16 protein-coding genes, 1 pseudogene and 1 riboswitch are annotated in these 19,757 nt (G+C 44.5%); of the genes and pseudogenes, 7 read left to right on the forward strand and 10 right to left on the reverse strand.

Annotation, left to right across the window (positions count from 1 at the left end):
* Positions 1 to 50: 50 nt before the first annotated feature.
* From M3212_RS13495 to M3212_RS13505, 3 genes are all read left to right on the forward strand, one after another.
* On the forward strand, positions 51 to 1,250 hold the full coding sequence (locus M3212_RS13495) for an MFS transporter (protein WP_251194499.1): 1,200 nt from the start codon (positions 51 to 53) through the stop codon (positions 1,248 to 1,250).
* A gap of 64 nt (positions 1,251 to 1,314) precedes the next feature.
* Positions 1,315 to 1,429: riboswitch (TPP riboswitch) on the forward strand.
* Between the two features lie 173 nt (positions 1,430 to 1,602).
* Positions 1,603 to 3,387, forward strand: a complete 1,785-nt coding sequence (gene thiC, locus M3212_RS13500) for a phosphomethylpyrimidine synthase ThiC (protein WP_251194500.1) — start codon at positions 1,603 to 1,605, stop codon at positions 3,385 to 3,387.
* 182 nt (positions 3,388 to 3,569) lie between these two features.
* The gene (locus M3212_RS13505) at positions 3,570 to 4,124 is read left to right on the forward strand and encodes a nitroreductase family protein (RefSeq protein ID WP_251194501.1); all 555 of its coding nucleotides are present in this window, start codon (positions 3,570 to 3,572) and stop codon (positions 4,122 to 4,124) included.
* A gap of 127 nt (positions 4,125 to 4,251) precedes the next feature.
* Here M3212_RS13505 and M3212_RS13510 read toward each other — a convergent pair whose 3' ends face one another.
* The 6 genes from M3212_RS13510 to dctP form a co-directional block, all read right to left on the reverse strand.
* A complete protein-coding gene (locus tag M3212_RS13510) occupies positions 4,252 to 5,514 on the reverse strand; it encodes a PTS ascorbate transporter subunit IIC (RefSeq protein ID WP_251194502.1) in 1,263 nt (420 codons plus the stop codon).
* 102 nt (positions 5,515 to 5,616) lie between these two features.
* A complete protein-coding gene (locus M3212_RS13515; protein ID WP_251194503.1) occupies positions 5,617 to 5,883 on the reverse strand; it encodes a PTS sugar transporter subunit IIB in 267 nt (88 codons plus the stop codon).
* 18 nt (positions 5,884 to 5,901) lie between these two features.
* Positions 5,902 to 8,013: a BglG family transcription antiterminator gene (locus M3212_RS13520; protein ID WP_251194504.1), complete on the reverse strand. Its 2,112-nt coding sequence runs from the start codon at positions 8,011 to 8,013 to the stop codon at positions 5,902 to 5,904.
* Positions 8,014 to 8,262: 249 nt separating this feature from the next.
* Positions 8,263 to 9,531: a TRAP transporter large permease gene (locus M3212_RS13525; RefSeq protein ID WP_251194505.1), complete on the reverse strand. Its 1,269-nt coding sequence runs from the start codon at positions 9,529 to 9,531 to the stop codon at positions 8,263 to 8,265.
* Complete coding sequence (locus tag M3212_RS13530; RefSeq protein ID WP_251194506.1) at positions 9,528 to 10,088, reverse strand: TRAP transporter small permease; 561 nt, start codon at positions 10,086 to 10,088, stop codon at positions 9,528 to 9,530. Before M3212_RS13530 ends, M3212_RS13525 begins: the two co-directional genes overlap by 4 nt.
* Before the next feature lie 405 nt (positions 10,089 to 10,493).
* A complete protein-coding gene (gene dctP, locus M3212_RS13535; protein WP_251194507.1) occupies positions 10,494 to 11,582 on the reverse strand; it encodes a TRAP transporter substrate-binding protein DctP in 1,089 nt (362 codons plus the stop codon).
* A gap of 825 nt (positions 11,583 to 12,407) precedes the next feature.
* On the opposite strand from dctP, the pseudogene M3212_RS13540 reads away from it, so the two are divergent.
* Positions 12,408 to 12,569: pseudogene (locus M3212_RS13540) on the forward strand (helix-turn-helix domain-containing protein); the annotation flags it as partial.
* Positions 12,570 to 12,606: 37 nt separating this feature from the next.
* Here M3212_RS13540 and M3212_RS13545 read toward each other — a convergent pair.
* Positions 12,607 to 13,821: a Bcr/CflA family efflux MFS transporter gene (locus M3212_RS13545; RefSeq protein WP_251194509.1), complete on the reverse strand. Its 1,215-nt coding sequence runs from the start codon at positions 13,819 to 13,821 to the stop codon at positions 12,607 to 12,609.
* A 168-nt stretch (positions 13,822 to 13,989) separates the two neighbouring features.
* Between M3212_RS13545 and M3212_RS13550 the strand changes: the two genes are divergently transcribed.
* The 3 genes from M3212_RS13550 (at position 13,990) to glaH (ending at position 17,567) form a co-directional block, all read left to right on the forward strand.
* Complete coding sequence (locus tag M3212_RS13550; RefSeq protein ID WP_251194510.1) at positions 13,990 to 14,838, forward strand: SDR family NAD(P)-dependent oxidoreductase; 849 nt, start codon at positions 13,990 to 13,992, stop codon at positions 14,836 to 14,838.
* A complete protein-coding gene (locus M3212_RS13555; RefSeq protein WP_251194511.1) occupies positions 14,835 to 16,358 on the forward strand; it encodes an AMP-binding protein in 1,524 nt (507 codons plus the stop codon). Before M3212_RS13550 ends, M3212_RS13555 begins: the two co-directional genes overlap by 4 nt.
* A gap of 276 nt (positions 16,359 to 16,634) precedes the next feature.
* Positions 16,635 to 17,567 (forward strand): glutarate dioxygenase GlaH, encoded by a 933-nt coding sequence (glaH, locus tag M3212_RS13560; RefSeq protein WP_251194512.1) that lies wholly within the window; start codon positions 16,635 to 16,637, stop codon positions 17,565 to 17,567.
* A 57-nt stretch (positions 17,568 to 17,624) separates the two neighbouring features.
* Here glaH and M3212_RS13565 read toward each other — a convergent pair whose 3' ends face one another.
* The 3 genes from M3212_RS13565 to M3212_RS13575 are packed head-to-tail and all read right to left on the reverse strand — an operon-like array spanning position 17,625 to position 19,606.
* Complete coding sequence (locus M3212_RS13565) at positions 17,625 to 17,750, reverse strand: AgrD family cyclic lactone autoinducer peptide (protein ID WP_251194513.1); 126 nt, start codon at positions 17,748 to 17,750, stop codon at positions 17,625 to 17,627.
* On the reverse strand, positions 17,731 to 18,324 hold the full coding sequence (locus M3212_RS13570; RefSeq protein ID WP_251194514.1) for an accessory gene regulator B family protein: 594 nt from the start codon (positions 18,322 to 18,324) through the stop codon (positions 17,731 to 17,733). Before M3212_RS13570 ends, M3212_RS13565 begins: the two co-directional genes overlap by 20 nt.
* 16 nt (positions 18,325 to 18,340) lie before the next feature.
* Positions 18,341 to 19,606, reverse strand: a complete 1,266-nt coding sequence (locus M3212_RS13575) for a hypothetical protein (RefSeq protein WP_251194515.1) — start codon at positions 19,604 to 19,606, stop codon at positions 18,341 to 18,343.
* Positions 19,607 to 19,757 lie beyond the last annotated feature (151 nt).

A 19,757-nucleotide genomic window follows, 5' to 3' on the forward strand; every position in this document is an offset into this window, starting at 1 on the left:
TTAATGGCTGTTTTTTTGTTGGAGAAGAATTTGGAAAGAAGTGAAAAGGAATGGGGAAAACAAAGCTTTGGACGAAGGATTTTATTAGTATTTCATTAGCGAGCTTTTTTATCTTTTTAATTTTTTATATGCTGATGGTGACATTGCCGATTTATATTGTGGAGAGCCTGGCGGGCGGAGGTCAATCGATCGGGTTGAACGCCGCTTTATTCGTTATTGCCGCGATTGTCTTTCGGCCATTCGCCGGAAATTGGCTGCAATCAGTCGGACAAAAGAAAACGTTACTAATCGGTACTCTTATTTTTGTAGCAGGTTCATTTTTATACTTTTTTGCCTCGACGATTTTTCTTTTGTTGGTGCTGCGGATTTTGCACGGGGTCGGCTTTGGCATCGCGACGACCGCGACCGGGGGGATTGTCGCCACCGTTATCCCAAGGGAACGGCGTGGAGAAGGAATGGGCTATTATGCGACTTTCATGAATCTTGCCATGGTGATTGGCCCTTTTTTAGGTCTTTCTTTTATTCATTCGTGGGGCTACACTTTTTTAATGGTATTATGCGCCGTTTTTTCTTGTCTTGCCCTCATCTGTGCATTGCTTGTCAACGTAGCGGATAAAAGCGCGGCTTCCGCAGAAGTGGCCGCGGTCAAACAGCGGGTTAGTCTCGCTCAATTTTTTGAAAAAAGAACGTTCCCGATTGCGATTGTTGCTTTTGTTCTGGCATTTGTTTATTCAGGCGTCCTTTCGTTTATCTCGGTTTATGCCGAAGAGCTGAATCTGATTCAGGCTTCGAGCTTTTTCTTTGTCGTCTACGCAACCTTTCTGTTAATTTCCAGACCATTTACAGGACGCTGGTTTGATCTGTATGGAGAAAATAAAGTGATTTATCCATGCATCATCGTATTTGCTGTCGGCGTTTTGGTTTTGAGCCAAGTGGGATCAGGATGGATGCTCTTGCTCGCCGGAGGGCTGATTGGGCTTGGATTTGGTACGTTGTTTTCAAGCTTTCAGGCAATCGCCATTCAAGCTTCACCGCCTGAACGGGCAGGGGTTGCCACAGCAACGTTTTTTGTATTGTTTGATTCCGGGTTCGCCATCGGTTCATTTCTATTAGGTATTATGGCGACATATTTAGAATATGCCGATATTTATCTGGCCTGCTCAGTCCTTGTCCTATTATCAACGGGGCTCTATTATTTCTTTCATGGAAGAAAAGCCCGCCGGGAAAAAGCTGCTTTTTCTGGTACTTGAACAAATAGTAAAATTTTTCTTTTCATTTGAGCGGGACTTCTGTATACTGAGGGTAAATTGAATAAGCAATAACTGGGGGAGTCCAATGAGGTGGGCTGAGAAAGAAACACGTTGAAGTTTCTTGACCCTTGGGACCTGATCTGGCTCATACCAGCGTGGGGAAGTTAGCATACTAACAGCACATACATCTGTTTGCATGAGCCGGGTCCATTCGTTTACGTGATGGATCCGGCTTTTTAGATAGGCAGCGTCAGTCTGACGATGTCACGCGAAGAAGGCAATGCACAGCCTTCACGCCGTTGTGCCAGATCTCGTCCTTTCACACTTAAAATGTAAAGGAGAGATTTTTTTTATGTCGACATCTTCATTAAACGAAAAAAACATGTCCATTATGTCCAGCTTTGCCGGGAGTAAGAAGGTGTATGTCAATGGCTCCAGGCCCGATCTTAACGTACCGATGAGGGAGATTGAACTGAGTCCGACAACGGGCAGCTTTGGGGAAGAAGAGAACCCTCCTCTCCGTGTTTATGATACGAGTGGGCCGTATACCGATCCGGATTATACAGTGAATATGGAAAAGGGGCTTCCGGCGATTAGACGAGGGTGGATTGAAGAGCGTGGCGATGTGGAGGAATATGAAGGGCGTGAAATCAAGCCGGAGGATAACGGCTATCAGGACAAGGATGATCCAAGAGCGAATCACCGCGTCTTTCCAGGTTTAAAGCGGAAGCCGTTACGCGCGAAAAAAGGACAAAATGTCACCCAGCTGCACTACGCGAAAAAGGGAATCATTACACCTGAAATGGAGTTTATCGCGATCAGGGAGAATCTGAAGCCGGAATTTGTCCGAGAGGAAGTGGCAAGGGGGAGGGCGATTATCCCAGCTAATATCAACCACCCCGAAACGGAGCCGATGATCATCGGACGAAACTTTCATGTGAAAATTAACGCGAATATCGGCAACTCCGCTGTTTCTTCTTCGATTGAGCAAGAGGTTGAAAAAATGACCTGGGCGACCCGTTGGGGGGCCGATACGATTATGGATCTTTCTACAGGAAAAAACATTCATACGACCCGGGAATGGATCATTCGCAACTCGGCGGTTCCGGTCGGGACAGTGCCGATTTATCAGGCGCTGGAAAAAGTGAAAGGAGTCGCTGAAGATCTCACATGGGAGGTATACCGCGATACATTGATCGAGCAGGCGGAGCAGGGAGTCGATTATTTCACGATTCATGCTGGCGTCCTTTTACGCTACGTGCCGTTAACAGCGAAGCGCTTAACGGGAATCGTCTCGCGTGGAGGCTCAATCATGGCCCAATGGTGCCTCTACCATCATCAGGAGAATTTCCTGTATACTCATTTTGAAGAAATCTGCGAAATTATGAAGACCTATGACATTGCGTTCTCATTGGGAGACGGCTTGCGTCCGGGGGCAATCGCCGATGCAAATGATGAGGCGCAGTTTGCTGAATTAGAAACGTTGGGAGAATTAACGAAAATCGCCTGGGAGCACGATGTTCAAGTGATGGTCGAAGGACCGGGGCATGTGCCGATGCATTTAATAAAAGAAAATATGGAGAAGCAGCTGGAAGTGTGTCAGGAGGCGCCTTTTTACACGCTTGGCCCGCTGACAACCGACATCGCGCCGGGCTATGACCATATTACATCGGCAATTGGCGCGGCGATGATTGGCTGGTACGGAACTGCGATGCTTTGCTATGTGACGCCAAAGGAGCATCTCGGCCTGCCGAATCGCGATGACGTCCGCGAAGGGGTAATCACCTATAAGATTGCTGCCCATGCCGCGGACTTGGCGAAGGGCCATCCGGGGGCACAGAAAAGGGATGACGCGCTATCAAAAGCCCGCTTTGAATTCCGCTGGCGCGATCAATTTCATTTGGCACTTGATCCCGAACGAGCGCTGGAGTTTCATGATGAAACCTTGCCTGCCGAAGGGGCGAAGACAGCTCATTTCTGCTCGATGTGCGGGCCGAAATTTTGCAGCATGCGGATCTCTCAGGACATTCGCGAATATGCGAAGGAGAACAAGCTTGATACGAAAGAAGCGATTGAGCAAGGGATGAAGGAAAAGGCCGAAGAGTTTAAGCGGTCGAGCGGAAGTGTCTATCAATAAATTGGAGGCTGTCTTTACCGGTGCATAGAACTGGTGAAGGCAGCTTTTTTTGCCAGTATGGATGGGACTTTTTTTATCTATAAAGAAAAAAGGGATAAGACGTGGACAATGAAAATAGAATCAATTAAAATGAAATAGTTGAGTGATAATGATTATCATTATATTGATAAGGTGGTTTGAGCATGAGTACCGATTTAGCGAAACTGATTCGCGAACGACGTTCGATCAAAAATGGATACACAGATCAAGCCGTGCTGACAGAGCTTGTTAAGGAGCTTTTACGTGATGCTGTTTGGGCGCCAAATCATGGATTACGGGAGCCGTGGCGCTTCATTTATGTGCCGACAGAGGAGAAGGAGGAGTTTGTGGAAAAGCTGGTGAAAACATTTCCGGCTGAGATGCAAGAAAACAGACGGGCTTATTTCAGCAGTCCGGCGGCTTTTTTAATCGTCATCATGGAGGAAGATCCAAGACAAAAGCAATGGGACGAAAATTTCGGCGCGATCGGCGCCCTGATTCAGAACTTTCAGCTGCTTGCCTGGGAACGTCAGCTCGGCGTTGTCTGGAAAACGAACCCTCATATTTATGACCCGAAGGTTCGTCAGCTATTAGGGGTACAGCCCGGAGAAAAAATTGCCGGCTTTTTGCACCTTGGTTACTTCGATGAAATCCCGAAAGCAAGAGCGCGGACGACAATCGAAGAGAAGCTGACGGTTTATGAAGGAGAGCGTAAATAGGCTTTTAGAACGGCTTGTCATCTGAAAAAAACGCTGCTCCCCTCACAGGGAAACAGCGTTTTTTATATTCGCGGGAAGAGCGTTGGCTTCGCGCGCCACTTATAAGAAAGGACGCTATTCGTTTTTCTTAAGAAAAGAGCTGAATCAGGAAGCTCAAGAGAATCCCGACAATCCCGAAATCCGAGTCGCCGAAGGTTGTGCCTTCAAAGCCGAGCGATCCGAGAACCGGCAGGAGAAGCGCCGGTAAGAAGGAGATCAGCAGGCCGTTGGCAAACGCGCCGATCATCGCGCCGCGTCTTCCGCCGGTCGCATTCCCGAAAACCCCGGCAGCCGCGCCGGTGAAGAAGTGAGGAATCAGGCCGGGTACGATGATTTTAAGGCCGAACAGCGGCAGCAAAAACATCGAAATCAAGCCGGCAAGGAAGCTGAACAGGAAGCCGATAATAACCGCATTTGGTGCGAACGGGAAGACGGCTGGACAATCGAGAGCCGGTTTCGCGTCTTTGACGACTTTGTCAGCAATCCCTTTAAACGCCGGAACAATTTCAGCAATCAGCATCCGCACCCCGGCGAGGACAACATAGACCCCGGCGGCAAAGGTGATCGCCTGAATAAGTGAAAAGACAAGGAAATTGACGCCATCACTTAATTCGGTCTCGATATAGCCTTTTCCGGCGATTGGAGCGACGATTAAAAACAGGATCGCCATCGTCAGCGACATCGCCACGGAAGTGTCACGCAGGAAACCGAGTGATTTCGGTACTTTAATATCCTCTGTTGATTTCGCTTTGTCTCCGATTCTTTTGCCGATAAAGCCCGCGGTGAAATAGCCGAATGAGCCGAAATGACCGACGGCGATGTTGTCATTACCTGTGATTTCTCTCACATACGGCTGAATCATAGCAGGCAGGAACACCATTAACAGACCAAGGATAATGGAGCCGATAATGATAAGCGGCAAACCGGTGACTCCGCCAGTCGCAAACACCGCTGAAATTAAGCAAGCCATAAATAATGTATGATGACCAGTCAGGAAAATATATTTAAATGGTGTAAAGCGGGCGATGACGATGTTCATCAGCATCCCAAACAGCATGATCATTGCTGTTTCCCTGCCGAAGGTTTGCTGGGCAATCGCGACAATCGCTTCATTATTCGGGATGACTCCCTGGATGTGGAACGCTTTTTCAAACATCTGCCCGAAAATGTCAAGTGATCCGACTAATATGGTGGCGCCTCCATTAAGGATTAAAAAGCCCATGACGGTTTTTAACGTTCCGGAAATGACATCCGCAATCGCCTTCTTTTGCAATAAAAGACCTAACAGGGCGAATAAACCGACCAGGATCGCGGGCGTACCTAATATATCATTCATTATAAGATCAAACACTCTAAACCCTCCCTTATTAATGCCATTTTTATTTGTTTTTTTATTTTCATCCGGTTTTGTCTGAAGAGGAGAATTCCACTCCTCTTCAGCCTTTCGCGGAACTTACAGATGAGATTGCAGAGCGGCTTTTAATTCTTCCTGATCAAGGATGTTCGTTAAGCCGATGATCGTTCTCGTGCCATCATCCAAGTTAGAAATTAAATCCTTTGAGCCAAGATAAAGATCGGCCTGTTCTGATTTGGCTGTTGTCAGGTCAGTATGAGACACCTCTGCTTCGACACCTAACTCACTTAATACATTTTTGACATTCATTTCAACAATAAAGCTGCTTCCTAATCCGTTACCGCAAACAACTAAAATCTTTTTCATCTTTTCTTCCTCCTCGTATTATATATGTGAGTATTGATTAATAATCGGTAAAACTTCGTCGGCTGACTGAGCCGTTTGCAGCTTCTCGATGTTGTCGCGGTCCGACAGCATCTTTGATAATTGCGATAAAGCTGTCAAATGAGTATCATTGTCGATCGCCGCCAGGACAAACAGCAATGATACTTGATGCTCCGCCTTCTCTGAAAAAGAGCAGCTCTGACGTAATTGCAGGAAGCTCATGCCAAGCTTATTGACGCCGGCTTCAGGACGGGCATGAGGGAGAGCAATCCCTGGAGCGATCACAATATAAGGCCCCATTTGATGAACATTTTCAATCATCGTATCAATATATCCCTGGCTGATTGACTGGTCGGCCAGCAGCGGCGCGGCGGCCATTTGCAAAGCCTCCTGCCAGCTGTTTGCCGATTCGGCAAATTGGATTTTATCTTTGGTGAGTATTTCATTTAGCATCGGCCTTTGATCCACCTCATTTTTCATTTCCTTGTTGTTTTGTAAAAAGGTCTTTAGCTCTTGCAGAAGTTTGTCTCCATCAGTAATATGAGCGTGTTTCTCGACAATGCTCAAAATGGCTTCAGGATTTATCTGTCCCGGAACGGTCTCTCCCGCCTGGAACTGCTTCAGCAAGGACGCTTTCTCCGCATGACTTAAAATCGGATTGACGACAAACACCGCTACGCCTTTTTCGGATACCGGCGTTGTTGAAAACACAAAATCGATGCCTGAAAGGTTCGCGTTTTCATATTCGCGCGCCGTAAGGGCGTTGACAACATCAACGGTAGGTAGCAGGTCCTCCAGCTGTTTTTGTAAAATCCGCGAAGTACCGATCCCGCTTGAGCAGACGACAACTGCTTTTTTTCTGCTTTCCACTTTCACGCCTTCTTTATTGATCCAGCCGCCAAAGTGCATCGCAATATAGGCAACTTCATCGTCTGAGATCGGTTTGCCGAGAACATGTTCAAAGTGATGAACTACTTTTTTTGTCAGGACAAACAGATCAGGGTAGGAGTGCTGCATTGAAGAAGAGAGCGGGTTGTCGATACCGATACCATACTTGATCCTGAAGTAGGCCGGCTTTAAATGGATAAATAAATTCCGCTCCAGCTCTTCCCGGTTTTGAAAGAAGACACAGGCAAACTTTTGAAAATCATCAACCATTAATGTCACGATATGCTTCAGGTTGGCTGTGTCCTGATTCTCGACATCAACCAGCTGATAGTCGCTAATTTTTGCGCCGAGCAGAAACGTGGCAATATAGTGAATTTCATCTTCAGGAACGTTTAAATCGAAGACGGTTTCGAGTTGCTGGCAAATCTGCGAGGCGGCCTGATATTCCTTTGTCCGTTTAATAACATCCTTTTCCACCGGATCCATTTGAATATATCTGCCTCTGGAAAAGCGCTTGATGAGCAACAGGAGGTGGGCGCTCAATGCCTGCATGACTTCATCGGTATAGCGCACCCCTGTCAACGGCTCATACTCATGTAAAATGTGATAAATGACATCAAGCTCGGCGCTGTGGAAGGCATCTGACGCCGGCTGCTGTTGACCGATTAACTGAATTTCCGTTAAAAGTGCATCCCAGCTCTTATTCGTTAGAAGGTGGGACAAATAGCTAATGAGCATTTTCCGCTTGGCCTGTTCTTCACCAACCATATAATAGCCGGATGATTTGTGAAAATGTAATTCAACTTGAAAGTGGCCAAGCTGTTCCTTCAGCTGCTTCAGGTCAGCAAGTAACGTGCTCCTGCTCACATGAAGCGTTTCCATAAGATCGTGCAAGTAGATTTTAGCATCTCGGGTCAAAATCAAAATCGCGATCCAGGCCGCTCTTTCTTTTGGAGAAAATTCATAGTTTGTTTTTTTATCAAAGGTGGCGAGCTTTTTTTTAATCAGCGCGCTTTCTTTTTCGCTAATATAAAAGCCGGCAGACCGCACATAATCGAGCTGAGGCAGGTTCGCCTGTTCAAGCCAATCATTGATTTTTTCGATATCGTAATAGATCGTCCGTTTGGAAACATGTAGTTCCTCCATCAGCTCCTGTGGAGAGACGGGGGACGCGGCATGAACAATTTTTGTCATGATGGCAATGCAGCGTTGATCAAGAATCATCTGAGCGCGCTCTCCTTTCATAAGCAAAAGAAGGGATTCAACATTTTTTGCAAGCATTCACCCGGTAGAATGACGAAGAATATGGTTAGTATTATACGCTTATGATAAGCAATGAAAAGTCCGAATGTTGTAGGAAGGTTTTTGCAAGGGTTGGACTGGAAGGGGCCAGCTTTAGTGAGGGCAGGAAAAGGGACGGACCAAAAGGTTGGTAATCCTTTTGATCCGTCCCAGAAGCAGTTTTAGTTGGTTTTAATCCCCAAGAAGAAGCAGGGAAATTTGTGGAATATAGGCGATCATGAAAAGGTTTAGAATCACGACTGCTAAAAACGGTATAACGGCCCTGACTACATGATTAAAGGACAGATCACTTAAACTCTTGGCAACGAACAGATTTACGCCAAGCGGCGGGGTAAGCAGTCCAATTGCTAAGTTAACAACCATCATGACGCCGAAGTGGACGAGGTTAATATCGAACTGACCTAAAAGCGGCAGTAAGATAGGAACAAGAATGATAATAGCTGCGCCGAGTTCCAAGAATGTACCAACAAAAAGTAATAGCAGGTTAATGACTAGCATCAAAATAGCGGAGCTTGATGCAAAGTTGGAAATAAAGCCGGAGATGAGCATGGGAATTTGTTCAGTGGATAAAATCCAGCTCATAATATTAGCTGATCCAACAATAAGCAGAACCATCGCTGATGTCGCACCAGATTCGACAAAGATCGGCTTTAAATCAGAAAGCTTTGCATCGCGATAGACGAAATAAGAAACGATCAAGCCGTACACACAAGCAATCGCCCCTGATTCAGTAGGTGTGAAAGCGCCGCTATAAATACCGCCGAGAATAATAACCGGCATGAGAATACCCCAGATTGAGCTTTTTAAGCTCGTTAAGAAGCGTTTAAGGGAAGTAGGCTCTCCCCCTTTGTAGCCACGGGCTTTCGCAATGAAATAGGAATAAATCATTAAGGATACCCCAACAAGGATTCCTGGCAGAATTCCGGCAATAAAGAGGTCACCGATACTTGTGCTTGCGGCAATACCATACAGGATAAATGGAATACTTGGCGGGATCATAACGCCAATTGTACCGGCCACGGCCATTAAGGCGATAGTAAAGCCTTTGTCATAGCCGGCCCGTAACATAGCTGGAACCATGATACTACCAATGGCGACGACCGTTGCCGGCGCTGAGCCTGAAATAGCGGCAAAGAACATACAAGCAAGGATGGCGATCATTGCCAGACCACCTGTTGTCGAACCGACAACACTTGCGGCCAAATCAATCAACCGCCGCGAAATTCCACCCTTTTCCATGATTTTACCGGCCAATAAGAAGAAAGGAATGGCCATCAGCGGAAAGGAGTCTAGGCCTGTGAATAATCGCTGTACGCCGACAAAGGTTGGTAAATCACCAGCATATAGAATCGCCAGAATACCGGAAAAGGCAATCGAAATCGCTAAAGGCACGCTTAGCAATAGGAATATAATTAAGGTAATTGCCAGTACTAGGCTCATTCTACAAAACCTCCTCTCCCTGAAAGCGGATCCTCTTTATTTTGATTTTGCACGCTGAATTCTGATGATTGTGGATAGAAAAGCTCAAAAATAAGTAATAAAAGATAACGGATGGCCATCATTCCAATGCCGACTAGAACAGCCAGGTAAGCAAAATACATCGGCATACGCAAAGCCGGAGATAATTGACCTGAGTCTGCCAGACTTCCGATAAACGGAACTCCGATTGCCAATATCACAATACAAAACGCCAATGAAATAATATAGCTGATGACAACGATGACACGTTTGGCAGCAAGCGGCAAAAATGCTTCGAGGGCATCGACGCTAATATGGGAGCCTTTTTTGACGCCGAGACTTGCCCCGATAAAGGTCGCCCAAATCATAATATAGCGTGGAAGCTCTTCGCCCCAGCTTAATGTGAAGCCGAAGCCGTAGCGGAATATAACCCCGATAAAGACAAAAAACAGCATCGCAAAAAGTAAAAGAAAAACGAGATAGCTTTCTACGGATTCCATAATTGCGTCAAATCTATCGATTGCTTTTTTTAACTTCATGATAACCCTCCTTAAATAAACTTTAAGTTACGAATATGACCAGTTTTAAAAGGGTGACACGGGTTTATAGAATGTACGATTCGATAATCACCTCCAAAAAGGATAACGTTCAAGCATCTATGTAAGCGCTGACATTTGATTGGTAAACAAAGGCTGTGGAGTGATGGTCTGACCATTGACAGGGTTGTATGAGATTCATCCATCCAAGGCACTAAGTGAACAACGTCATTTTCATTTATTGTAGCTTTATCGAAAACAAAAAAGCAAGAAAAATCTAAAATATTAGACAAATAATGATACCATTGTAATAAGAATAGAATAACGAGGAAATGAAAGCCGCCCTTCACGTCCATCTTGGACGTGAAGGGACATCGGCTTCCTTGTTTATCTTGTTCGAGAATCAGCTTAGTTTAAGACGGCTGCTTCAGCTTCTTCGACTGCTGCCATGATTTCATTGTAAATATCTTCACCAGCTTCAGATTTAATTAAGTCATGAACGGATTGCGTAGCTTCCTGGAACGGAACGAGTTCCTCAGGTGTAAGCTCAATGATTTCCATTCCGGCTTCGATCATTGTCTCAATCGCACCATCATCCTGTTCGGTGCTCATTTGACGATTGTAATCTGACCATGCTGCCGCTTCCTCTTGAAGAATCGTTTGCAGATCTTCAGGAAGTGACTCAAACCATGCATTGTTCACGGCAAACAAGTGTGGATCATAGACATGTCCATCAAGTGTAGCGTATTTTTGTACTTCGTAAAAACGCATGCTGGCAATGTTCGTTACAGGGTTTTCTTGCCCGTCAACTACGCCCTGTTGAAGAGCGGAATAAAGCTCACCATACGCGATTGGAGTAGCACTTCCCCCTAAAGCTTCAACCATGGCCATGTGAGCCGGATTTTCCATCGTCCGGAATGAAATCCCTCTCATATCCTCAGGTGTCTGGATCGGGTTCGTGTTGTTTGTGAAATGACGAACGCCGTTTTCTCCCCATGCAAGCAGACGGAGACCGGTCTTTTCAAGCAGTAATTCCTTCATCTTCTCACCAAATGGACCGTCAAGCACTTCATAAGCGACATCTTTATTAACAAACAAGTAAGGGATCGAGAGAACCATAATTTCCGGGAATACGCCAGGGTATGGTCCAGTCGAGATGGAATGAGCTTCAATGGAACCTAATTGCGTACCTTCAAGAATTTCACGTTCACCGCCGAGCTGGCTCGCCGGATATGTTTCGACAACGATACGTCCATCAGTTGCCTCTTCCACACGCTTCTTGAATTCTTGTAAAGAGTTTTCTGTTTTATCGTCCTGGGCCGGGGCTGAATGAGCAATTTTCATAATAAATTCACCATCGACGGCTGCTTCACCTTCGGCTGCAGGAGCCTCGCCTTCGCCGCCGTCAGCCGGTGCGGAACCTTCTTCGCTGCCGCCGCAAGCTACTAGTACAAAAGATAAAACAAGCAGCATCATAAGCATCATTAATTTCTTCATAAAAGTAATACCTCCCATTTTTTCTAGGTTATTAAATTAATTCACTAATGTCAGCGCTTACATTAAAGGGACTAACAAAAGAAAGCGCTAACAATAGTTTGTTATAAAAAGCCTTGGTCGCCTCCCTTCAGGAAATTAAAAATAATAGATTATCAGCTTATAAATAAAACCCTCCAAAATCTGCACTCCTGATTGGAAATGTAATAATAACTTAATATTTGAAAAGAAACAGTAACGTTATTATAGCCGCAAACGATTAAGAAGGCAAGATAAAGGAGGGAATATTCCAAAAATTCACTAAGGTAAGTGTAGACTGTAAACAGTTTTCTGTTTTCTTAAGCGCTATTTTACATGGAAGTTCGACGCTAATCAAGAGGAAATTAATATATTAGACATTAAATTTGTAGAATAGCCGATTATGCAGGTGCATACTCGACTAAATACGACGGAAAGCGGCTGAATGATAGGATTTGTAGAAAGAGACAATTAGTTATAGGGAATTGTCTTTTTCTTTTTGGAAAGAAAGTATATAGCGAAAAGAACAAATTTAATTGGAGTTTATTTGTCTGTATGAACAATTGAATGCATGATAATTAGCTACTTCTTTGTCGTTTTCCATGGGAGAAAATGTCCCTAAACTATGGTTGGTAGCTAAAATGTTTGATAGTTTCAATAAAACAACTTTTCGTCTTGCCGGCTATTCGGTTTGTAAGCCATTCTATCGATTTGGACATGTAACAGGTGGGGAGAGCTGTAATGGTGGACAGGGAGAAAGGGAAAATCTATGAAAAATAGATGAAAAGCTAAAGGAAACTTGAACATGATTGCAACTTGAAGGATTCGGCTGAATCGCTCTATATTCATGTGAATACAATTAAATACCGGCTGAAAAAGATCAAGGAATTGACCGCATATGATGTGTTCCGGACAGAGGATAAGTTTTATTTGCAGCTTGGACTGAAAGTAGCGAGGGTGTTGGCAAAGTAAAGCCTCTCCCTATTCCAGAAAAGCGGATATCCCCAAGCTAAGCTTGCGGGACATCCGCTTTCGCATGTTTTGTTAGCAGAAAAAAGGAGGCAGCTCCGATTAGTGAGGTTGAAAAAAGAATCGCCCCCATCGGCACGGCTGTTGTCTCGTTTATCCCGACCAATGGAGAGACGATCGCCCCGACAACCAAGGGCAGCATCCCAAGCAGGGCGCTCGCGCTGCCGGCACGATGCCCCTGGTGCTCCATTGCCAGCGTGAATGAACTTGTCAGCACCATCCCCATCGACGTCATATAAACAAATATCGGTATGACGATCATGGCAAGTGGACCCCGGACGATCGTCATGATGATGAGAACAGTGGTGGAGACGAGGGCAATCAGCACGGCCGCCCGAAGTAGACGCCTTTCCTCAATAATGCCGCCAAAACGGCCAATAATGAAGCTTCCCATAATTAAAGCCAAGCCATTAATCCCAAATAAAATACTAAAGACCTGCGGCGAAACCCCGTAGATTCCCTGATAGACAAACGGGGTACCAGAGACGTATGCGAAGCTGCCTCCGTGAACGAAGCCGACGGTTAAGGCATAGCCAATGAAAGAGCGGTCTTTTAACAGGCTGCCAAGCGTTTGGAGGGAATGGCCTAAAGAGCTCGGGGTTCGTTTTTCAACCGCTAAGGTTTCAGGCAGTTTTAATGAGATGGTAATCGTAATAAAAAGTCCTAACAAGCCCAAAAAGATGAAAATCGTATGCCAACTTGCAAAGGGAAACAGGAGAATAATACCGCCGGCTATGGGCGCGGCCAGGGGAGCGACGGCATTAATCACCATGAGTAAAGCAAAGAATTTTGTCAGCTCTCTTCCGGTGAAAACGTCGCGGACAACAGCGCGGGAAAGAACAATTCCCGCCGAAGCAGTCAGCCCCTGCAAAAAGCGGGCGATTACTAAAGTGAGAATGTTTGGAGCGACGGCACAAAGAAAAGAAGAGACGGCAAACAAAAAAATTGAAAGAATGAGCGGCTTTCTCCGGCCCTGGCTGTCGCTGATCGGCCCGACGATGACTTGCCCGAGCGCCAGTCCGATCAGGCAGGCTGTTAAGCTAAGCTGTACAAGGGAGGCACTTGCTCCTAAGTCAGCAGAGATTTCCGGAAAGGCTGGCAAATACATATCGATATTTAGCGGACCAAGTATCCCGAGCATGCTGAGCAGGAGGACTAACGTGATTCGTTCTTTTCCAGTCGGATTATGAAGCAAAAGATACACACCCTTCTTATACAAACGAGGCGGAACGCTCTTTTTTATGATTGTTTTTTTGAAAAAGATGAAAAATAAGCGAACCAATTATACCACAAATGAATTCGATATTGCCGTTTCAGAATGTTTAGACGTATACTGGAAAAAATCGAACCGTAAGGAAGGTAGATGACTATTAACGTTATTGGAAGGCTATTATTCCCTAATCCTTACTTAAATGAAAAAAAGCTCAGACGAGAACTATCAGGCAAAACCGTTCTTATTACCGGGGCGAGCTCAGGTATTGGAGAGCAAACAGCCTATCTGTTGGCGGATATGTGCGCTCATTTGATTTTAGTTGCGAGAAGAAAGGAAAAGCTGATCTCGATGCAAGACGCCTTGAAGCAGCGGGCAACGAAGATAAGTGTGTATGCCGCCGATCTCCGCAATGAGGAGGAAATGAACGGCTTGCTTCACTATCTGCACCAGCTTCCAAACGGGCTGGATATCGTAGTTAGCAATGCAGGGAAGTCGATCAGGCGTCCGATAAAGGCTTCATTGGAACGCTATCATGACTTTACTCGGACGATGGCGATAAATTATTTTGCTCCTGTTCAATTGCTGTTGTCAGTTATTCCATTGCTGGAAAAAAATCAAGGTCATATTATTCATATTTCGACAATCAACGTTTTATTTATTCCGGTCCCTAACTGGGCGGCTTATCAAGCGTCGAAGATTGCCTTTGACACATGGTTCCGCTCTGCGGAGCCTGAGCTGAACGCAATGGGGATCCATACGACTTCCTTTTATTTACCGTTGGTCCGAACGCCAATGATCCTCCCGACTCCCCAGTATAAAAAGCTGCCGGCGATGTCAGCGGAACATGTCGCCAAATTAATTGCCCGTGCGGTCTACACAAAACAAAAGCGATACAGACCATGGTGGATGGCTGCCGGCGCACCGCTTGCTGTGCTCTTCCGGCCGCTGCTCGAGTCGTTTTTTCATGCACGGTTCGCGAAAAGGAGGGGGACGAGTTGAGGTTTTGGACGTTCCTTCGGGCTCTAGTCATGATGAGGCTGTTTTCCCCGTCCGGGTTAAGAAGATTGCTGCTCGCACTGCGCAGGGACGGAGTTAATATACTTGCGCTCCTGCGGGTAAATGCTGAAATAAATGGAGACAAGACCGCTGTTTGCGACGACAGGGAGGAAATCAGCTACAGGCAATTGGCGAAAGAAGTCGAGCAGCTTACCGTTATTTGGCAGGAACATTATCGGCTTGGTCCCAATCAGCGGGTAGGTGTCATATGCCAAAGCCATGCTTCCCTTGTAAGGGCGGTCTTTTCACTTACCTCAGCGGGAGCCGATGTCTATTTACTCAATCCAGAGATGCAGGCAAATCAGCTAAACGAGCTGGTGGAGCGGAAAGGCTTCGATCTGTTCATCGCTGATCGGAGCTGGAGCATCATCTCTTCCAGCGATAAGGTCGTGCTAGGCTACGAGCATTCTCATCTCCCTTCAATCGAGCAGCTTTTGAAAACGAAACCGGAAAAGAGACGAAGGCGAGCAAAGTCGAGGATGGGGAAAGTGGTGCTGTTAACGGGGGGAACAACAGGAACACCGAAGGAAGCCGGACATCAGCCTTCCCTGTTCAATTATGTACAGCCTTTTTTAACGCTCCTGATGAAGGTTAAGCTCCATCAGTATGAGCGGACATACATTGCTACTCCGCTTTATCATGGATATGGAGTCGCTGTATTGTTTATGGGAATCGTACTTGGAAAGACGATATTCATGCGAGAGAAGTTCCAAACGAGGTCGGCCTGCGAGCTGGTTCGGCAGCAGCAAGTCGAGGTGATAACGGTCGTGCCGTTAATGCTGCAAAAGATGCTGGCGGAAGACGGGGCATCTTTGCAATCCCTGAGCTGTATCGTTTCAGGAGGGGCAAGGCTCCACGCAGAACTGGCAAAAGAAGTTTTGCAAAAGTTAGGCCCTGTTTTGTACAATCTGTACGGAACATCGGAGGCTGGCCTAATTACAGTCGCCACGCCAGATGATTTACGGTATGATCCGCAAACAATCGGCAAGCCGGTAGGCGGGCGCTTCAAAGTCGTCAATTCTGCCGGCATGCCCGTCAACGAAGGCGAGACGGGGCAGTTTTGTGTGAAGCAGAGCTGGTCACAGAAGAAAGGAAACAAGCAGTGGATCGAAACAGGTGACATTGGCTATCGGGACGCAAAGGGGTTTTATTTTTTGTGTGGACGTACAGATGATTTGATCATTTCGGGCGGAATGAATGTATATCCAATTGAACTGGAGCAGGTTCTTATGCAGCATCCGCTCGTGAAAGACGTTGCTGTCATAGGGATAGACGACCCGCTGTTCGGACAACGATTGAAAGCTTTTATACAGCTGGAAAGGAAGAAAAGCCTCGACCAAGAGAAGCTAACGCTCTGGCTCCGGTCCAAAGTGGCTAAGTACCAAATGCCAAAGGAAGTGGAATTCGTCGATCAGCTTCCTTATACGGCGGTCGGAAAGCTCGACAAAAAAATATTGAAATAAGAATATTGACAATTTTTATGAAAATTGATAAATTATGAATAAGATTAATGCTTACCTTTGCGTACAGTCCATATGCAAATCGTGAGTATGGTCTCAATCAGCTATTTGAAACGAAAACCAACAAAATAATGACTGAATGATTTACAGTGACCCTATTACCCGTAGGGCAATGATGTAAATGATAGCCAGTGTATTATGTTCTGATTACATAATGCCTGGCTTTTTTTGTTGAATTCGTTAAATGGCGACTTTAACAGGAGAAAGGGGAAGAAGTAGATGAGTATGATGAAGCAGCAAGAAAAGTTGGTTACTGGCAAAGGATATGAGGTACGGGTTCACCCGCAAAGCAAGCGGATGTTCCATATCGAGATGAAGCCGGGCGTTGTTGGACGTTTTTTGGAGGAAGCAAGGAGAAATGATTTGTCGGTGCAAAGACTGGAGTACACCCCGTATGAACGGCATATGGTAGCCAGTTACCTTTTGCAGGAGGCCGGTACTGATCTCCAAGGCGTGGTCAGGCGCATTCTTCATGATCGACAGACAGGAGGGTTCACCATCGGTGTACAAGGAGAAAGTGCTGATTTAGATGAGTTTGTGATCTTTTCCACGGCTCTGGCTCATCTTGCCGGCTTGCCAAACCACGACGCGATGTCACAAAAATTCTATGCCCGCTTCTCTGTCAAAGATACAGATGAAAGTGACTCCTATTTAAGACAGGCGTACCGTTTATTTACCTTGCATACAGATGGGACCTTTGTCGATGAGCCGACGGATTGGCTGTTAATGATGAAGATGCAGGAGGAGCACGCGCGTGGCGGGGAATCAAGGCTGCTTCATCTTGACGACTGGAAAGAGCTTGAGCATTTTACGAGCCATCCATTGGCCTCTCATGAATTCACCTATAAAGCGCCGCCAAGTAAAAATGTCAGTCAGGAGATTAAAAGAACGACATTCTTTCAGCGGCAAAATAAGCCATGTATTTGCTTTATTGATCAATTTGTTCACTCTGAAACAATTGAGCAGGCCCGGTATTTAAAAGATTTGTCCGATTCAATGGAAAAGGACCCAAATGTCATCGAATTAACGTTGCCAGTTGGCGATTTGGTGATGCTGAACAATCTGTTTTGGTTACACGGCCGCGCACCGTTCGAAAAAGATCCGCTCCTGCACCGAGAACTGCTCCGTCAAAGAGGCCGCTTCGCCCAATAAAAAAACAAAAAAGCCGTCCGGAGTCTTTACGACTTTGGACAGCTTTTTTGGCTTACATTACTTTTGCTTTTTCAAGCTTTCTGGAATCTTCGGAGCGTGAGAAAAAGGACTTGATGCTTGCACAAATGCAGAAGAACAAACAGTTGTTGCTTTAGAGATGTACTTAGCTAGTTCTTTTTTCAAGATAATCACCTCCTTTATTAGTAAACGTATTTAATTTATGAGTCGCTGAAATCCCAAAAGGGGTCAGCAGTAAAGCCTGAAGTAAGGCCCCGGTTACAAAGCCAGGGGTTTGCAGCGTAAAGAAAAGAACAGGTGATAACGCAATACATGCTAACGCTGCTTTTTTCTTTTTAGCTTCCCACTCCGCAGAATGCTTCATCTGGTGAGGCTCATAATAAGGTGCAAAACGGATGATCAGCAGAAGCGCAGCTGCCGTGTAAAGCAGGATTAATGTATTTGTTACAGGTAGCCATAGAAAGAGAACAACAAGACAAAGGCTATTGATCGAGCAAGCTAGCGAACGATCTAAGTGAGCACCGCCAGTTAAAATTCTAATTACCATAAATGATAGAGCAACTTGAAAGGCAAGCCATGGCCTTCCAAATAAATAGCCAGCAAGTAAAATCAGCGAAAAGGTAATAAATAAATTAATTAAAATTGTAAAACCGAATACAAGAACATCATGGGGGGCGGTTTCTTCAGGGTTCATGTTTTTAATTTTAGATGCTGCGAGAGTTGCCCAATGCTCAATCATTTGCTCCTCCTTAGTTTTACATAAGCTTTTCACAACTAATAGATAGCACAAGCGGATTAAATGTAGACTCTATTACAGCTTTGTTCTTTTTAAATCCTATGATAGCATCATAAATTTTGCTATGGGTATTGCTTTTATCAAAGTCTATGTTGCTAGCAATCTCGTAAATAACATGATTTTTTGTAGAAGAGAGTTTAAAGTGAATTTGTTTGTCTTGATAGTGAGTTGTTTCATAAAGTGCGAAAAGTAGGTCATCGATTATATTACTTAAAAACTGAATGTGAGGTAGTGTAATGGGAACATGATCTGTTAAATCAATGGTTGTTGATATTGAAACACCTAATAAATTAGCTAGCTTACGCTTATTGATTAAAAAGACGTAAAGCAGTTCATCTTTTTTGCGAATAGTAGTCTCTATTTCAAGATTTTGATGTTTTTTGCTTTTAGGAAGAATATGTTTATTAAAATATTCTTTGCTTAACTCATAAGAGTTATTTTCAAATAATTTTTGCATCACTTTATACGAACTTCGTAAATCCTTTTGAATATTTTCAATATAGACAGATACTTGTTCTTCTTGATCAAAGTAAAATTTTTTGGCTTCAATGAGTCTCTTCTTTTGAAATTGATTATGCAAAATTAAATAAACTGCAAATATCATAAATAACACAATAATACTAAGTAGGATAAAAGCATATCTAAATCTTAGTTCATTAGCGACCATTACAAATGAAGCTAAACAAATAAAGAAATATGTTAAAAAGGAGTTTAAATAAATAATAATTTTTCCTTTTTTGTTCAATTCGTTTAATTTAAGATGGACGAAAAGCTCGGTTAAATGATATTTAAAAAAATATATTAGTAAAGATAGGGCAATGACAATAAAAAATGAAGTAAATTGCAGAGCATAAATCTTATTAGAAATTAAAACTTCAGAATAAACGATAGAATTAGATAAAAGTAATAAATCCAATTCTATTACAACGATGTGAACAAATGTATAAAATCCATAGCCCATACCGGTTAATAGTAAGGTCTCCAGACTCGACATTTTAAACAGAGGTTTAGCTATTAGAAAGATAAGGATCATCTGCAAAGCAATGACGATGGTGAGGTGTAAATTAGTATAATGTAACAATAATGAGATGATGCTCATTATGATAGAGAGAATGATGATTTTTTTTACGTATTGTCGATACCGGTAGCCGATAAAGACAAATGGAAATGTTAATAGAGCAAACCACTCAAGTGCTGAAATACAGAGCGTTAATAGAGGGTGCATCTTTCATTTCTCCTTTAAGCTGAGTACTAAGGGAGTGTTGTGAAATCGAATAGAAGCACACGACAACCTAGTAGAAATAATATGGTTTAGTTATAACCAAAAAACCGATAAACTTCAACAGTAAATGAGGTTATTGTTTATTTTTCAGAAT

The organism is Halalkalibacter oceani (genome assembly GCF_023715705.1).
GTDB lineage: Bacteria > Bacillota > Bacilli > Bacillales > Bacillaceae_D > Halalkalibacter > Halalkalibacter oceani_A.

Excerpts from the sequence above, each read along its gene's own strand:
- M3212_RS13495 (WP_251194499.1), top strand. The coding sequence starts at position 51 with ATGGGGAAAACAAAGCTTTGGACGAAGGATTTTATTAGTATTTCATTA.
- thiC (WP_251194500.1), top strand. The coding sequence starts at position 1,603 with ATGTCGACATCTTCATTAAACGAAAAAAACATGTCCATTATGTCCAGC.
- M3212_RS13505 (WP_251194501.1), top strand. The coding sequence starts at position 3,570 with ATGAGTACCGATTTAGCGAAACTGATTCGCGAACGACGTTCGATCAAA.
- M3212_RS13515 (WP_251194503.1), bottom strand. The coding sequence starts at position 5,883 with ATGAAAAAGATTTTAGTTGTTTGCGGTAACGGATTAGGAAGCAGCTTT.
- M3212_RS13520 (WP_251194504.1), bottom strand. The coding sequence starts at position 8,013 with ATGATTCTTGATCAACGCTGCATTGCCATCATGACAAAAATTGTTCAT.
- M3212_RS13525 (WP_251194505.1), bottom strand. The coding sequence starts at position 9,531 with ATGAGCCTAGTACTGGCAATTACCTTAATTATATTCCTATTGCTAAGC.
- M3212_RS13530 (WP_251194506.1), bottom strand. The coding sequence starts at position 10,088 with ATGAAGTTAAAAAAAGCAATCGATAGATTTGACGCAATTATGGAATCC.
- dctP (WP_251194507.1), bottom strand. The coding sequence starts at position 11,582 with ATGAAGAAATTAATGATGCTTATGATGCTGCTTGTTTTATCTTTTGTA.
- M3212_RS13550 (WP_251194510.1), top strand. The coding sequence starts at position 13,990 with ATGACTATTAACGTTATTGGAAGGCTATTATTCCCTAATCCTTACTTA.
- glaH (WP_251194512.1), top strand. The coding sequence starts at position 16,635 with ATGAGTATGATGAAGCAGCAAGAAAAGTTGGTTACTGGCAAAGGATAT.
- M3212_RS13570 (WP_251194514.1), bottom strand. The coding sequence starts at position 18,324 with ATGATTGAGCATTGGGCAACTCTCGCAGCATCTAAAATTAAAAACATG.
- M3212_RS13575 (WP_251194515.1), bottom strand. The coding sequence starts at position 19,606 with ATGCACCCTCTATTAACGCTCTGTATTTCAGCACTTGAGTGGTTTGCT.